The organism is Synechococcus sp. RedBA-s, from assembly GCF_024345495.1.
In the GTDB taxonomy this organism is placed as follows: Bacteria; Cyanobacteriota; Cyanobacteriia; order PCC-6307; family Cyanobiaceae; genus Regnicoccus_A.
On sequence record NZ_JAGQBF010000029.1, the window covers coordinates 1 to 13285 of the forward strand.

The window sequence follows — 13285 nt, forward strand, 5'->3', positions numbered from 1 at the left end:
CCTGCATCCCCAGCTTTGGCGTGCAGCGCCGCCAGAAGCAGCCCTGGTTCACACGAATTGAGCTGCCGCCGCTCCTCGATGCTCTGTGCGGTGCTGTCTCAGTCGACGGTCTTACCTGAGATGTGTCGGTCAGTCAGCCGCGCGACATGATCCATGTCGACACAAAACAGCTGGCCCGTTTCGAGCGTGTCGGTCATCGGATCACCGGCGACCGTCGTCAAGGCTGCTCACCGGGTGCCGGCTACGAGAAAGTGCACGTCGCCATCGATGACGCCACCCGCCTGGCCTACGTCGAGGTGCTCGCCGACGAGCAGAGGGCGACGACTGTTGGGTTCCTGGCCCGGGCCGTCGGCTGGTTCTCGGAGCAGGGGATCACCTGCCGCCGGGTTCTCTCGGACAAAGGTCCAGCCTACCGCTCCGGTGACTGGCAAAAAGCCTGCCGGGCCTTGGATCTCAAGCCCATCCGCACCAAGCCCTACACGCCGCACACCAACGGCAAAGCGGAGCGTTTCATCAAAACTCTCCTGGCGGAATGGGCCTACGTCATCGCCTACCAGACCTCAGAGGAACGCAACTGCTGGCCACCTCGTTATCTGGGCATCTATAACGGCCACAGGTGCCACATGGCTCTCGGTGGCCTCAGCCCTCAGCAGTGCCTCCAGCGACTGCTGATCGCTGAATGACCTGCTGGGAAATCACACCTAGTCGAGATCAGTGATTTCGAGGCAGGCCACGGCCGCCAGGTTAGATGGGATCTCCGCGCCCGCAATGCCACCGCGGCGATCCGTGAGCGCTGGAGCGGTGCCAGCTGGATCATTGAGCTGGTGTCCACCGGCGTACGGGACGGAAAGCCATTCCGTCCCGTACGCCACTTCATCACCACCCTGCGCACCAGCCCCAAAGCGTTGCTGCGCCTGGTGAGGCAGCGCTGGGCCATTGAAAACGAATGACACTGGGTCCGAGACGTGAGGCGCTTGCGTCCCCTGTGTTGGTGTAAATCCCAGGGGACCTCTACCACGGCGTAGCCGGGGTAGAGCGCACACCTCAGACGTTCCGCTCAGCGTCCAGCGTTGCAAGGGGTGGGCATGCCCGTGACCATGGCTTGAGCACTACCTCAACCAACTGTCAGGACATGGCTGGCCTGCTGTGTCCACTGGCGATGATAAAGCCCTTCGATGGCGAACAGTTCACAATGGCGGCCACGCTCCACGATTCGTCCGTGATCGAGCACACAGATCTGATCAGCCTTCACGATCGTGCTCAACCGATGGGCGATCACCAGCACCGTACATTGCTGTTCGAACCGCTCGATCGCCTGCTGCACCAGCTGCTCAGTCTGGCTGTCCAGGGCACTGGTGGCCTCATCCAGGATCAGCAGCTCCGGATGGCGCAGGATCGCCCGGGCCAGCGAAATCCGCTGACGCTGACCACCACTCAGGCGGTAGCCACGCTCCCCCACCAGCGTGTCGTAGCCCAGCGGTAAGGCCCCGATGAAGCCAGAGACCTGAGCCTCGACCGCCGCGGCCTCAATGTCGGCTCTCGTGGCCCAAGGGCAGCCAAAGGCGATGTTCGCCGCCAGGGTGTCATTGAACAGGAACGTGTCCTGGCTCACCACTCCCAGCCGCTGCTGCCAGCTGGCCAGATCCAGCCCGGCCAGATCCAGGCCGTCGATCAGGATTCTTCCCTCGCTGGGGCAGTAAAGCCCCACCAGCAGATCGGCGATCGAGCTCTTGCCCGCCCCGCTCGGCCCCACCAGCGCCAGCGTCTGGCCCTTCGGGAGCGTGAGCTCGATGCCCGACAACACCGGCGGCAGATCCGGTGCGTACTGCAGGCCCACCGTTTCGAAACGGATCTCTTGCTTCAGCCCCTCGAAGGCACAGCCCCCAAGACGGCGGAACTGCTTGCCGTCACCGCCAAGGATCCCATTGAGCCGCCGAAGGCGGCCGCCATTCTCCGCCAGCTGGTTGGTGATGCCGGCAACACCGGCAAAGCGCATATTCAATCGTTGCAGGGCCAACACAAACGTCACCAGACTGGGCAGAACGCCCGTGCTGCGATTGCCGAAGAACAGAAGGCTTAGCGCGGCCATCAGGGCCATTGCCGCGACCGGCAAGAAGCTGGTGATCGGCCCGATCACCTCCATCAGGCGGCTGCGGCTGCGCAGGGCTTGCTCAAGTTGGCCCATGCGACCCCTCAGGGCTTGATCAGCGGCGTCCAGCTGGCCACTGCTGTGCAGCAACCTCAGGCCCTGGATGTCCTCCGTGATCAGGGTGCTGATCTCCACCTCGATCCCCGACACTTGCACCGACCTGTCCATGATGCGGGGCAGGATGCGTCGCTGGATCTGCAGGATCAGGACCGCCAGACCCAATGCCACCACGAGCAGCCAGGGCGACAGCCCCGCCAGGATAAAGAGGTAGACCCCGATCAGCAGGACGGTCACCAGGAGCCGGCCTGTAGCCTCGATCTGAAGGCGGATCGCCTCCGGACCCTGTCCGGCATGGTCGGTGAGATCCCCGACCCGGTAGTGGCTGGCGAAGGGGTAGCTGAAGCTGAGAATCTGGCTGTGGATCCGGGCCGTCATCAGGGCACGGCAACGGGCGGCGAAGTAGCCCAGGCTCACAGCGTTGCCATAACGGGCGAGGCTCTGGGCGGCCTGAAGCAGCAGGGCCAAACCCAGCAGTGAAAGGAACAGCGTGGTGCGGGGCAGTGCCGCCATCAGATCCCCCAGGGCGGGGACGTGCCCCACCAGTGGATGGCTGGCCCAGCTCACGGCGGTGGGGCTGGAGAGCATCTCCACCGCCAGGAAGATCACCCCGAACGTGGCCCCCTCGCCGAACGCCTCCACCAGGTTGGTGGTGAGATTGACAGCCAGCAGCTTCCATTGCTGGCGTGCCGTCAGCCGAATCAGACGTGATGCTGGTTGCGGGTCGAGAAACGGAGCCAGCAGGGCACGGGACAGGCGCCGGAGCGGGCGCGGAATCAAAGCACGTAACAAATGCAACGGGAAAACCAGGGACTAAAAGAAGAAAAAGAATCCAGTACGAATGGCTCTACTCAGCCAGGCTGGATCTCGGCGAGCTCTGCTGAATCGGCGTCCAGCCAACGAGAGTGGCCTGCAGGTGGCCGGTTCAGCGCCAGCACCACGGTGATCGACACAAAGCAGGCAGGGCTGTTGTGACAGCGGCTTCAGCCTGGCGAAGCTCTCGGCTCAACGGCGTGGGCCAGACTCATTCGGTCGATTGGGACTGATCCAGCCATGGCGGTAGCGGATGTGCGCTGGCTGCAACGCCTGGACAACTACGGCCGCGCCCTCTGAGCGAGCTGGAGGAGCAGGGGTTGATTCAGGCCTTCGAATTCACCCATGAACTGAGCTGGCAGCTGTTGAAGGATTTCCTGGTGGATCAGGGTGTGAGTGGTGTCAGCGGTTCGCGGGATGCCGTGCGGGAGGCCGTGGTGAGGGATCTGCTCAGCCCGGGCAGCGAAGCCATCTGGATGGCGATGATCCGCAGCCGCAATCTCACCAGCCACACCTACAACCCCTCCCTGGCCCACGAGATCGCCGTCCTGATCGTGGAAACGTATGGGCTGGAGCTGCAGGCTCTGCATGATGAGATGGCGGAGCGGGCCAGGCAGCGTTGACAGCATCCACAGAACCGATCGAGACCGGCATCCCTGGCCTTCCAGCGGAGGCCACGAGCCAGGTGCTGGAGGGGATACGCCGCCATCCGGGGGTGCGGCGAGTGATTCTGTACGGATCGCGGGCGCTGGGCCGGCATCGCTCCGGATCCGACATCGACCTGTGCCTAGAGGCCCCGGCCCTTGGACTGAACGAGGTGCTGCTGCTCGGCGCCGAGCTGGATGATCTGCTCCTGCCCTGGCGGATCGATCTGCAGCTCCAGCATCTGATCGACCACCCCACCCTGCTGGAGCACATCGCCAGGGCAGGGGTGGTGCTGTGGGAGCAGCCAGGGGCGAGCTGGCCTGGCGAATGACACACCACATCTGGTGTGGTGGGGGGCTCAGGCCGACCATCAGCTGCGCATCATCGCCAGTGCAAGGGTCGTGAAGTCGAGCTGTTCGTCTTTTGGGGCAGCCTGAAGGCCGATCAGCGCCACTTCTGCCTCGTTGATGGCACTGGCGGCTTCGGCCTGCTTGAAGCGCACGACGGGATCGTAATCCGCTTGGTGACACATCTCCTGAAGGCGTGGGAAATAATCAGCAAAAAGTTTCAGTTCTTGCGAATCATTCAGCACCTAAGGGCGATTGCAGGCTTTCTTCGCTGACAGATGGCCGTGGTCAAGCTCAAAGGTGAAGGCTGTCACGGCAACTCCGAGGGCCAGGGCTTCCTCATCAGCTTGGGAACCCGCATTCCGACTGGCATAGATCATCTCAGCCCTGCCAGATCTCGCTCAGATCCAGCCTTAAACCAGGCAGAACGTCGCCGCCATCGAGCTCAGTGGCGCCCTCCAGACGCTGGGGTTCCGGCAGATCAACGCCTTGAGCCTGACGGCCAGGCCAGATGTCCACCGCCTGCTCTTCCGGCAGCAACAACAAGCCCAGGGCGGCGCCGTTGGCCTGGTAAGCAGCCATCTTGCGGCTCAGGGCACTCACGCCACGCGGGCCCTGATCGCTGGGGCTGGCCAGTTCCACCACCAGGTCGGGGCAGAGAGGAGGGAAGCCGCGGCGTTGCTCGGGGGTGAGCGCCTGCCAGCGATCCAGACGCACCAAGGAGGCGTCCGGGCTGAGCACGGAGCCGTCGGGAAGGCGGAAGCCTCCGGAGCTGTCGAAGACCTTCCAGCCTCCAGCGCTTCTGGCAAAGCGCTGCAGCTGGAACAGAATCTCACTGTTGCGGCTGCTGGTCTCGCCACCGGTGGGGGTCATGCTGATCAGCTGGCCGTCGGCATCGAGCTCCAGTACCGCCTCAGGATTGGCAGCACACACCAACTCGAACTGCTCTGGCGTGAGCTGCAGCTGCTCCGGCAGCAGCAGAGGAGCCAGCGCATCAGCAAGGGGTGGAGCGTGGACCAGTGTCATGACGCATCGATGTCATCAAATCCACGATAGATGGATCCAAGCCCTGGCGACAGTCCACTGCCACAGATCACGGTGGTCAGTGCCGACAGGATCTGATCAATGTCACCCGTCAAAGGGCATAGGGATGAAGCACGTTCTGAAGCGTCAAGGGGAAATCCCGAACATTGCGAGTCGCCAGGGTGAGCCCATGCACGGTGGCTGTGGCCAGAATGATCGCGTCGGGCACGTTCAGGCCATGACGCTGCCGCAGCAGCACGGTTTCCCTGGCGATGCTGTGATCGAGCGCCAGCCGAAGAAAACTCTCCAGCCAGGTCTCCACCTCAGCGGATTCACCAACACGGCAGCCCACCAGCACCTCAATCCAGGTGAACTCACTGATCGCCGGTCGCTGCTGTTGATCCAGCCACTCCAGGCTGGCCTTCTCGCCGCGCAGTACATCAATCAAGATGTTGGTGTCGAGCAAGAGCATCAGTGATGGCTCCACTCCTGCCGCAACGCCTCCTGCAGCACCAGTGCATCAGTCGGTCGGTCTTTCCAGAGGCCAAAGACCTTCTCGTGTCTGGGGTGTTGTTGCTTCAGCCACAGCCGCAAAGCCTCCCGCAGGGCTGCCGCCCTTGAAATGCCGAGCTGCCGGCACTGCGCATCCAATTGCTCGCGCTCAGGCTCAGGCAAGTCGACGATCGTTCGCATGTCAGACCCCGCTCGACCATGTGATGACGTGATCAGATGACGTTATTGCATGGCCCGTGTCGAAATCCAGGCCAGGCAGATGGACATCCCTCAGAAGCCTTCTCTCTGATCAGCTGGCCGCTGCTGGGGTGACCGCAGAGGTTGCAGCGAGGGTCATGCAGCCTCCGCAGCAGATGGCTCAATCGGGGAATGGATTGATCAGTCCGATGGTGGTGTCGCTGAAATGGCGTGAGTTGCGGGTGGCCAGCTGTGCACCACGGGCCAAGGCAATGCCAGCAATCAGGGTGTCACGCAGATCGACTGAGTGTCCCTTGGCCTTGCGCTCGGCGGCCAATATCGCGGCCCTATTGGCCGCGAGGCCATCCAGGGGGGCGATTCGATCCTGCACAAGCTGCTCCAGCAACTGATCAAGCCCCTGCTGCAGGGAGCGGCGGCGCTGGCCGGCAGGCAGGATTGCCACTCCATAGCGCAACTCAAACACCACCACACTCGGCAGCCACACCTCCTGGGCGGACTGGTCATCCAACCAGCACACCACCGCAGGGTCTGGCTGGTTCTGCATCACGGCCGAGATCACATTGGTGTCCAGCAGAATCACGAGCCCACTACTGCCGGTGCAGCCTCCTGACCCTGCCACTCGCCAATGGGCTCATTCAGCCCTGCGCCGGCAAACAGTGCCGCCATCTGTGACCCCAGCCCTGGACCTTCGGGCGGCAGCTGCTCCGCTTCCGCCGCCTGCCGAAGAATCAGGCGGGCCTCCTCCTCCATGCTGCGACCATGGCGCTGAGCCCGACGTCGCAGCGCCTCCTTTACCGACACATCCAGATTGCGAACCAGCAACTGCGCCATCAAGCCATCCCAGACCAAGCTGCTATCACGCTATCAGTATCGCGGGCAGTTCAAGCACCGCTATCATGACGAGTGGGTTGTTGCTTCATGCGCGCCGACTCCGGCTGGTGCCGCATGCCCGAATTCGCCGGGGGGGGTCAGGAAGCCGGTCGATCCAGCTGGTTCACGAAGCTGATCGCGGCCTCGGCGGTTGCTATCGCCTGAACCGCATCAGCTCGATCGAACAGCTCCGATGGCGGCGTGGCATCGATCGGGTAGCGGCTAGTGATGGTCATGCGGGTGAGGGCCTTCAGGGGTAAGGCCTCGATCACCCCCACATCCGCCCCCTCAGCCGCCAGGGCTTGCACGAGATCATTCAGGACAAGGGTGTGAGGGGGCTCCTGTCCCAGCTTGAGCAGGGCGCCCTTGAAGGCCTTCTCGGCAGCCTGAGACGCGAAAAAACAGGCCTGCGCCTGAAATCCGTTGTTGCTGGCCAGGCGGGCCAGCTCAAGGTCGTTGAGGGCCTGCCGAGCCCAGGCCTGGGGCCGCGCATTCATGGCCCGAAGCTCAGCAGTTGCCTGGCCTGCAGATGAATGGATCTCCAATGGGGTGAATCACTGCTGGCCATGGCCTGCCAGCGGGCCCTGCTGAGCGCGATCACATCGGCCCCCAAGCCCGCATCCAGCAGCACGTCGGCCATCTGATCGGCCTGATCCTGGCCATCGGCCACCACCAGCAGATCGGTATCCGATAACCCATCCCAGTCGCCACGGGCCCTGGAGCCGAACAGCCACACCTCACAGCCACCACCAGTCAAAGCATGGTCAGCCAGGGTGGCTTGAACACGCTGCTGCAGCGCAGCCTCGAAGCGGTGCTGCAAACCCTCACGAAGCTGCGAGAACGTGGAAGGGTGATGGGTGCCCATCGAATCAGGCTAAGGCTGGCGGGAGGTTGCCACCAACCAGTTGGCATAGGTGCTGGCCAGCCCTTCGGCCAGGGGAATCCGGGCCTGCCATCCCAGCGCCGACAGCCGGCTCACGTCCAGCAGCTTGCGGGGGGTGCCGTCGGGCTTGCTGGTGTCCCAGGCGATGCTTCCCCTGAACCCCACGGTGTGGGCCGCGAGCTCAGCGAGTTCGCGGATCGGCAGGTCCACACCTGTACCCACATTCAAGAACTTGGGCTCCTCCCCGGTCGGCTGCCACCGCTCCAGACAGAACACCGCGGCCTCAGCCAGATCATCCACATGCAGGAATTCCCGTCGCGGCGTGCCCGTGCCCCAGCAGAGCACCTTCTCGTCGCTGGCCAGTTTCGCCTCGTGAAAGCGCTGGATCAGGGCCGGCAGCACATGGCTGTTGCTGGGATTGTAGTTGTCGCCGGGCCCGTAGAGGTTGGTGGGCATCAGGCTGATCGCATCGAAGCCGTGCTGGAGGCGCAGGGCCTCGCAGAGCTTGAGGCCGGCGATCTTGGCAATCGCATACCACTCATTGGTGGGCTCGAGCTCGCCGGTGAGCAACGCCTCCTCCCGGATCGGCTGCTCGGCGAACTTCGGGTAGATGCAGCTGCTGCCCAGAAACAGCAATCGCCTGGCCCCATGGCGCCAGGCGTTCTCTATCACATGAGTCTGGATCTTGAGATTGTCGAGCAGGAAGTCGGCGGGATAGGTGCTGTTGGCCAGGATTCCGCCCACCTTCGCCGCCGCCAGCACCACCACCTCCGGCCTGGCGCTGGCGAACCAGGCCTCCACCGCGCCAGCATCCCGCAGATCCAGTAGATCGCGGCCGGCCGTGAGCAGGTTGGTGTAGCCCTTCGCCTGCAAGGCGCGCAGCATGGCGCTGCCGGCCATGCCGCGATGGCCTGCCACGAAGATCCGCTCGGCAGGCGTGATCAGGCTCATCGGGGCATGGCCTCAGGGGCTGACGGCGCCCGCTCGAGCAGCAGCAGGACAATCCGATCCACGTGAGCGCGGAAATCGGCAGTCAACTCGGCATAGAGAAAAAGATCCACCTGCCAAGGGAGCAGCAGGTCATCCACGGCGGCCATCAACTGCAACAAGCCATCGTGGGAGAGAGCCGGTCCTTTGAGGGTGAGGTCGATGTCGGAGGCAGATCTGTGGCGGCCCATCGCCCGTGATCCGTAAAGCCACACCTGCTCCACCTCCGGATCACGACCCAGCAGGGCGAGCAGCCGATCACTGGCCTCAGCGGGAAGTCCGGGAACAGCATGGTTGCAGTTAAACGATCCACTCATACTCCAGACTCCAACCGTGCCTGGAGGGTGTCATGCAGCTGCACAAAAGCCGCCAAGTACCGGTTTCGCACGTCGAACTCACTCACACCTGAACACGCTCACGCAGGAGCCGCAGGCGCATGCATCGGCGGGTTCTCCATCGAGCCCACCACCTGGAAACCCTCCCGGCGCAGGGTGGATTCCTTGGCGGCCTCCTCCACATCAGCCGCCACCATCTCTTCCACCAGCTGCTCCAGCGTGCTAGTGGGAGCCCAGCCCAGCCGGGCGTGGGCATGGCTGGGATCACCCAGCAGGGTCTCAACCTCCGCCGGGCGAAAATAGCGGGGATCGATGCGCACCACCACATCCCCCGTATCGGCACGCCGGCCCAGCTCCTCCACCCCTTGTCCCTCCCAGCTGAGGCCGCCCCAACCCAGCTCCAGCGCGCACAGCTCGATGAAGCGACGCACGCTCTCCTGCCGCCCCGTGGCGATCACGAAATCCTCGGGCTTGGGCTGTTGCAACATCCGCCACTGCATCTCCACGTAGTCGCGGGCGTGGCCCCAGTCGCGGCGTGAATCGAGATTGCCCAGAAACAGGCAGGGTTCGAGGCCAGCGGCAATGCGGGCCAGGCCCCGGGTAATCTTGCGGGTCACGAAGGTTTCACCGCGGCGAGGACTTTCGTGGTTGAACAGGATGCCGTTGCAGGCATACATCCCGTAGGCCTCGCGGTAGTTCACCGTGATCCAGTAGGCATAGAGCTTGGCCACCCCGTAGGGGCTGCGGGGATGGAAGGGTGTGCTCTCCCTCTGGGGCGTTTCTTGAACCAGCCCGTACAGCTCACTGGTGCTGGCCTGGTAGATACGGGTCCGCTCGCTCAGGCCCAGCAAGCGCACCGCCTCGAGGATGCGCAGGGTTCCGAGACCATCACAATTGGCCGTGTATTCCGGCTCCTCGAAACTCACCGCCACATGGCTCTGTGCACCCAGGTTGTAAATCTCATCAGGGCGCACCTCACCGATGATCCGGATCAGGTTGCTGCTGTCGGTGAGATCGCCGTAATGAAGCGTCAACCGGGGATCCCGCTCATGGGGGTCCTGGTAGAGATGATCGATGCGGGCTGTGTTGAAGCTGCTGGCTCGGCGCTTAAGGCCATGAACCCGGTAGCCCTTCTCCAGCAGCAGCTCAGCCAGGTAAGAACCATCCTGACCGGTGATGCCGGTGATCAGGGCCGTGGGTGACGTCATGGGAACGGCAGGGCGAGCAGGGACACACGACCCCTAGATGGTCGGGCGGTCGTGAGCAGGGCTCCAACGACTCAACCCCTTTGGCCGTACAAAGATATTGACCAGTCTACTACTGGCCAATGAGTGCTCGCTGTTGTTGTCAGTAAAGGCAAGCTTCTCAGCACCGCCAGCTGCTCGGGCAAGGGGCTCGTGCCGGGATGGATCTGCTGCACGTAGTCGAGGGCGGCCTGCCAGCTCATCCGGCGGTTGTGGATCAACCAGGCCATCGCCACCAGGGGCGAGCGCTCGACGCCGGCCACGCAGTGGAGATACACGGGCCCGTGGCGGCTCAGGCTTGTGAGTTCCGTGAGCACCATGCCCAGCTGCTGCGGCGTTGGTGCGCACTGATGGCGGTGATCCGGCAGGGGCAATCGAACGCAGAGAAAACGCTCGGGCATCCCGTCCGGTGGAGGTGCCTCCTCGGCGGCGCAAAGGCTGAACACCCCCCTGACCCCATCCCGCTCGAGACGATCAAGGTCGTCGGCACTGGACGGGGCGGTTCCCACCGCCAGTTCATCCATCAACAACCAGGTGATGCGCATGCAGGCTCAGTTGTTGTTGTCGAGCAGGCGGAACAGGGTCAACACATTGACCAATCCGCTCAGAGGTGTGCTGACGGCCCCGATGGCATCAGCACTGATCGCGTAACGGCTACGATTCACGATCACGGTGTCGCCATCCACCAGCGGTGGATTCTTGGCGATCGACACCCCTTGATTGAAATCAAGCGGATAGGTTCGCCGCATCGCTGAACCATTGCGGTTGATCCGCACCAGTTCCAGCCTTGACGTTTTCGCTCGCCAGGTTTGCACACCCCCGGCGGCCAGAATCGCCTGCATCAACGGTGTGCTGGCAGGAACCTGGAGCCGGCCTGGAGCTTTCACCTCTCCCACCACATTCACGGTGATCTCCTTGGGAGCCAGGGTGGTGGCCGCCATCTCGGCTGAATTGCTGGCCAACTGCTCGGAGACCCGCTCCAGCTTGATCGTGTCCCCATCGAAGAGCAGTGGATTCTGGAGCTGGTCCCCGTCCCTCACCAGGGCAAGCAGGTCAACCCGGGCGCGCTTGAAGCGGGAGTCGGCGCCGGGCAGACGCCGCTGCACCACCACCCGGCGCAGGTTGGCCATCGAGGTGATGCCGCCGGCCTTCTGGATCGCATCCACCAGCGTGGGAGGACCACTGATCACAACCGGGGCTTCAGCGGTGGAGGTTTCCGAGGTGGTGAGCGTGTAGATGCCCGGGCGCTCCACCTCACCGACCACAGCGATGCGCAGGGGCCTGGGACGAACGATGCTCAACTGAAGATCAGGCCGCTGCAGCTGTTTTCTGTAAAGGGATTCCAACCAGAGGCTGGCCTGAGACAGCGTCAGGCCCGACAGCCTGACGCTGCCCAGCAGAGGCAGGGAGACGGTGCCGTCGTTGAGGATCTCGAGTGAACCGCTGAGATCTTCGACCGCCAGGAACTTCAGGCTCAGCCCATCGCCGGCGCCCAGTATGTAGGCATCGTCCTGAAGCATCCCCTCGCTGCCACCGGGGGCCATATCGGCCTGGGATAGATCTCCAGGCCGCAGCTCAGCTGCCACCACTGGAGCCAGGGGGCTGGAGAGGCTGAGCAGCAGCAGAGGAAGTGCCCAGCGCTTTCCCACCAGTTCCACACGCAGGCTCGTCATCGCGGAAACGGACAGTAGGCCGAATGTTGCCATGCACCGGTTGAAAAGGTGGCGTCATAGGGCCAGTCATCAGCTGGCCATCACGGATACATTAAGCCGATCCGATCTTCAGCCGTTATCGACGTGTCCGCCAGGCTGCCTGGACCCACCCTCAATCCATGGCTCAGCCTGCTGACCTCGATCGGCATGATCGCTGGACCTGCGGCGGAGGCCCAGAGCCTGGTCTGGGAGCTGCCGAGCCCGCCACCTCCTGTGGTCTTGGTACCCAGGCAGCCGCCGCCGCCGGTTCCCACGCTGCGGGCCAAAGCCGCTGAACCCGCTCCTGCTCAGCAGGCCCGAAGCCTCACCTGGGAAGCGATTCCCCCTAATCCTCCACCGATTCAACCGCCGCAATCCCTGCCCATTAGCCCTGAAACGGCCATTGCGGCGAGGCCGGAGAGCTCGTTGGCCTGGGAGCTGGTTCCTTACGACGACGGCAGCCTCGCCTTCACTCCAACCACCGCCCAGGCCATCCCCGAAGCAGGAGTGTTCGGCCAATTGCTGGCCAGGGAGACCACCTTGCGCTGGTACCTGGTGCCAGAAGACCAGATTCTTACGCCCTCTGTCGCCCTGGCCAACGGCACCATCAGACCCGAGCCTCCCTACCTTCCCGAGCCGCCGCCCCCGATCTGGCCGAAAGTGCGCGGTCTCGCCAGGGGCATCACCGTCAATGGCGATCCCTATCCAGACACCGGTCTGAACGTCCCCAACGGCTTCGCCCAGGACCGGGAGTTCACCGTCTCCACCACCCTCACCGGCACCAGCCGAACCCGTTCCTGCCGGGTGGCCCCTGGGGGGAACTGGGTCGACTGCGCCGACTCGGAGGCCTACCTCGACATCACCCCCTTCAAGGGGGAGTACGCCAGCCTCGGTTTCCAGTACACGATTCAGAGCCTCACCAGCCGCAACCGAGGCACCGGCCAGTTCGCTGGCCAAAGCCTCGGCTTCCGCACGGCCATCAACCTCACCCCCACCACGGGGTTGGCCTTCGGCGGCGAGCACATCATCCAGCTCGACAACACCACCGACCTGGGCCGCAACTTCTACCTGGTGATGTCCCAGGCCATACCCCTCAGCCGCGGCCAGAACCCGATCCTGTTCGTGGCCACCGCCGGCGTCGGCTCCGACTTCTACGGCTACGCCGGCAACGGCACGCTGGGATCCACCAACTGCCTGAGCGGCAACAACATCAGCAGCCTCAACTACCCCCAGGGCACGGATTGCTTCTGGGGGCCGATCGGCGCCCTCACCCTCCACCTGGGCAGCCAGGTGTCCCTGGGCTACGAGTGGTTCGGGTATGGCATCGGAGCTGGCCTGTCCGTCCGCCCGATCAAGACCATCCCGCTCACCTTTTCTCTCTACGCCACGGACTTCCTCGGCAACACCCCCAGCTACCTGGATGGGCTATGTACCACCAACCCCTGTGAACCGCGCTACTACGGGCGACTGACGATGTCCTTCTGACGCTGCGGCCACAGACCCTTGGGGCTGGCTCAAGGCGCGGGCCCA

At 63.7% G+C, this 13285-nt stretch carries 19 protein-coding genes; 5 read left to right on the plus strand and 14 right to left on the minus strand.

Going from position 1 to position 13285, the window contains the following annotated elements; genetic code table 11:
* Nucleotides 1–146: 146 nt before the first annotated feature.
* Both KBY67_RS11650 and KBY67_RS11655 read left to right on the plus strand, forming a co-directional pair.
* Entirely contained in the window at nt 147–683 is a 537-nt protein-coding gene (locus KBY67_RS11650) for a DDE-type integrase/transposase/recombinase (protein WP_255111213.1), read from the plus strand.
* A 141-nt stretch (nt 684–824) separates the two neighbouring features.
* Entirely contained in the window at nt 825–950 is a 126-nt protein-coding gene (locus tag KBY67_RS11655; protein WP_255111214.1) for a hypothetical protein, read from the plus strand.
* A gap of 164 nt (nt 951–1114) precedes the next feature.
* Here the strand turns inward: KBY67_RS11655 and KBY67_RS11660 are convergent, their stop codons facing one another.
* Nucleotides 1115–2986 carry an ABC transporter ATP-binding protein gene (locus KBY67_RS11660; protein WP_255111215.1) on the minus strand — a complete coding sequence of 624 codons (1872 nt, stop codon included), beginning with the start codon at nt 2984–2986 and terminating at the stop codon, nt 1115–1117.
* 353 nt (nt 2987–3339) lie between these two features.
* On the opposite strand from KBY67_RS11660, the gene KBY67_RS11665 reads away from it, so the two are divergent.
* Both KBY67_RS11665 and KBY67_RS11670 read left to right on the plus strand, forming a co-directional pair.
* Nucleotides 3340–3642 carry an HI0074 family nucleotidyltransferase substrate-binding subunit gene (locus KBY67_RS11665; protein ID WP_255111216.1) on the plus strand — a complete coding sequence of 101 codons (303 nt, stop codon included), beginning with the start codon at nt 3340–3342 and terminating at the stop codon, nt 3640–3642.
* Complete coding sequence (locus tag KBY67_RS11670) at nt 3639–3995, plus strand: nucleotidyltransferase domain-containing protein (protein ID WP_255111217.1); 357 nt, start codon at nt 3639–3641, stop codon at nt 3993–3995. The genes KBY67_RS11665 and KBY67_RS11670 overlap by 4 nt, the downstream gene beginning before the upstream one ends.
* Before the next feature lie 39 nt (nt 3996–4034).
* Here the strand turns inward: KBY67_RS11670 and KBY67_RS11675 are convergent, their stop codons facing one another.
* The 13 genes from KBY67_RS11675 to KBY67_RS11735 form a co-directional block, all read right to left on the minus strand.
* Nucleotides 4035–4256: a hypothetical protein gene (locus KBY67_RS11675; RefSeq protein WP_255111218.1), complete on the minus strand. Its 222-nt coding sequence runs from the start codon at nt 4254–4256 to the stop codon at nt 4035–4037.
* A gap of 136 nt (nt 4257–4392) precedes the next feature.
* The gene (locus KBY67_RS11680; RefSeq protein WP_255111219.1) at nt 4393–5037 is read right to left on the minus strand and encodes a Uma2 family endonuclease; all 645 of its coding nucleotides are present in this window, start codon (nt 5035–5037) and stop codon (nt 4393–4395) included.
* Nucleotides 5038–5146: 109 nt separating this feature from the next.
* Entirely contained in the window at nt 5147–5506 is a 360-nt protein-coding gene (locus KBY67_RS11685) for a type II toxin-antitoxin system VapC family toxin (protein WP_255111220.1), read from the minus strand.
* Nucleotides 5506–5727, minus strand: coding sequence for a ribbon-helix-helix domain-containing protein (locus KBY67_RS11690; RefSeq protein WP_185467111.1), 222 nt, complete (start codon nt 5725–5727; stop codon nt 5506–5508). The genes KBY67_RS11685 and KBY67_RS11690 overlap by 1 nt, the downstream gene beginning before the upstream one ends.
* 178 nt (nt 5728–5905) lie before the next feature.
* Entirely contained in the window at nt 5906–6325 is a 420-nt protein-coding gene (locus KBY67_RS11695; protein WP_255111221.1) for a type II toxin-antitoxin system VapC family toxin, read from the minus strand.
* The gene (locus tag KBY67_RS11700) at nt 6322–6576 is read right to left on the minus strand and encodes a FitA-like ribbon-helix-helix domain-containing protein (protein WP_255111222.1); all 255 of its coding nucleotides are present in this window, start codon (nt 6574–6576) and stop codon (nt 6322–6324) included. The genes KBY67_RS11695 and KBY67_RS11700 overlap by 4 nt, the downstream gene beginning before the upstream one ends.
* Before the next feature lie 137 nt (nt 6577–6713).
* Nucleotides 6714–7112, minus strand: a complete 399-nt coding sequence (locus KBY67_RS11705) for a HEPN domain-containing protein (protein ID WP_255111223.1) — start codon at nt 7110–7112, stop codon at nt 6714–6716.
* Nucleotides 7109–7480: a nucleotidyltransferase domain-containing protein gene (locus KBY67_RS11710; RefSeq protein ID WP_255111224.1), complete on the minus strand. Its 372-nt coding sequence runs from the start codon at nt 7478–7480 to the stop codon at nt 7109–7111. The genes KBY67_RS11705 and KBY67_RS11710 overlap by 4 nt, the downstream gene beginning before the upstream one ends.
* Nucleotides 7481–7489: 9 nt before the next feature.
* Nucleotides 7490–8449, minus strand: a complete 960-nt coding sequence (locus KBY67_RS11715; protein ID WP_255111225.1) for a GDP-L-fucose synthase — start codon at nt 8447–8449, stop codon at nt 7490–7492.
* Nucleotides 8446–8802: a nucleotidyltransferase domain-containing protein gene (locus tag KBY67_RS11720; RefSeq protein ID WP_255111226.1), complete on the minus strand. Its 357-nt coding sequence runs from the start codon at nt 8800–8802 to the stop codon at nt 8446–8448. The genes KBY67_RS11715 and KBY67_RS11720 overlap by 4 nt, the downstream gene beginning before the upstream one ends.
* Nucleotides 8803–8900: 98 nt before the next feature.
* On the minus strand, nt 8901–10028 hold the full coding sequence (gene gmd / locus KBY67_RS11725) for a GDP-mannose 4,6-dehydratase (protein ID WP_255111227.1): 1128 nt from the start codon (nt 10026–10028) through the stop codon (nt 8901–8903).
* Between the two features lie 71 nt (nt 10029–10099).
* Nucleotides 10100–10609 carry a dual specificity protein phosphatase family protein gene (locus KBY67_RS11730; protein WP_255111228.1) on the minus strand — a complete coding sequence of 170 codons (510 nt, stop codon included), beginning with the start codon at nt 10607–10609 and terminating at the stop codon, nt 10100–10102.
* 6 nt (nt 10610–10615) lie between these two features.
* Complete coding sequence (locus KBY67_RS11735) at nt 10616–11737, minus strand: polysaccharide biosynthesis/export family protein (protein ID WP_255111229.1); 1122 nt, start codon at nt 11735–11737, stop codon at nt 10616–10618.
* A gap of 123 nt (nt 11738–11860) precedes the next feature.
* Between KBY67_RS11735 and KBY67_RS11740 the strand changes: the two genes are divergently transcribed.
* Nucleotides 11861–13240 carry a hypothetical protein gene (locus KBY67_RS11740; RefSeq protein WP_255111230.1) on the plus strand — a complete coding sequence of 460 codons (1380 nt, stop codon included), beginning with the start codon at nt 11861–11863 and terminating at the stop codon, nt 13238–13240.
* The last annotated feature ends 45 nt before the right edge of the window (nt 13241–13285 follow it).

Bases quoted from the DNA above. Each gene is read 5' to 3' on its own strand.
- KBY67_RS11650 (WP_255111213.1), top strand. From the start codon at position 147: ATGATCCATGTCGACACAAAACAGCTGGCCCGTTTCGAGCGTGTCGGT.
- KBY67_RS11680 (WP_255111219.1), bottom strand. From the start codon at position 5,037: ATGACACTGGTCCACGCTCCACCCCTTGCTGATGCGCTGGCTCCTCTG.
- KBY67_RS11685 (WP_255111220.1), bottom strand. From the start codon at position 5,506: ATGCTCTTGCTCGACACCAACATCTTGATTGATGTACTGCGCGGCGAG.
- KBY67_RS11690 (WP_185467111.1), bottom strand. From the start codon at position 5,727: ATGCGAACGATCGTCGACTTGCCTGAGCCTGAGCGCGAGCAATTGGAT.
- KBY67_RS11700 (WP_255111222.1), bottom strand. From the start codon at position 6,576: ATGGCGCAGTTGCTGGTTCGCAATCTGGATGTGTCGGTAAAGGAGGCG.
- KBY67_RS11705 (WP_255111223.1), bottom strand. From the start codon at position 7,112: ATGAATGCGCGGCCCCAGGCCTGGGCTCGGCAGGCCCTCAACGACCTT.
- KBY67_RS11710 (WP_255111224.1), bottom strand. From the start codon at position 7,480: ATGGGCACCCATCACCCTTCCACGTTCTCGCAGCTTCGTGAGGGTTTG.
- KBY67_RS11715 (WP_255111225.1), bottom strand. From the start codon at position 8,449: ATGAGCCTGATCACGCCTGCCGAGCGGATCTTCGTGGCAGGCCATCGC.
- KBY67_RS11720 (WP_255111226.1), bottom strand. From the start codon at position 8,802: ATGAGTGGATCGTTTAACTGCAACCATGCTGTTCCCGGACTTCCCGCT.
- gmd (WP_255111227.1), bottom strand. From the start codon at position 10,028: ATGACGTCACCCACGGCCCTGATCACCGGCATCACCGGTCAGGATGGT.
- KBY67_RS11730 (WP_255111228.1), bottom strand. From the start codon at position 10,609: ATGCGCATCACCTGGTTGTTGATGGATGAACTGGCGGTGGGAACCGCC.
- KBY67_RS11735 (WP_255111229.1), bottom strand. From the start codon at position 11,737: ATGACGAGCCTGCGTGTGGAACTGGTGGGAAAGCGCTGGGCACTTCCT.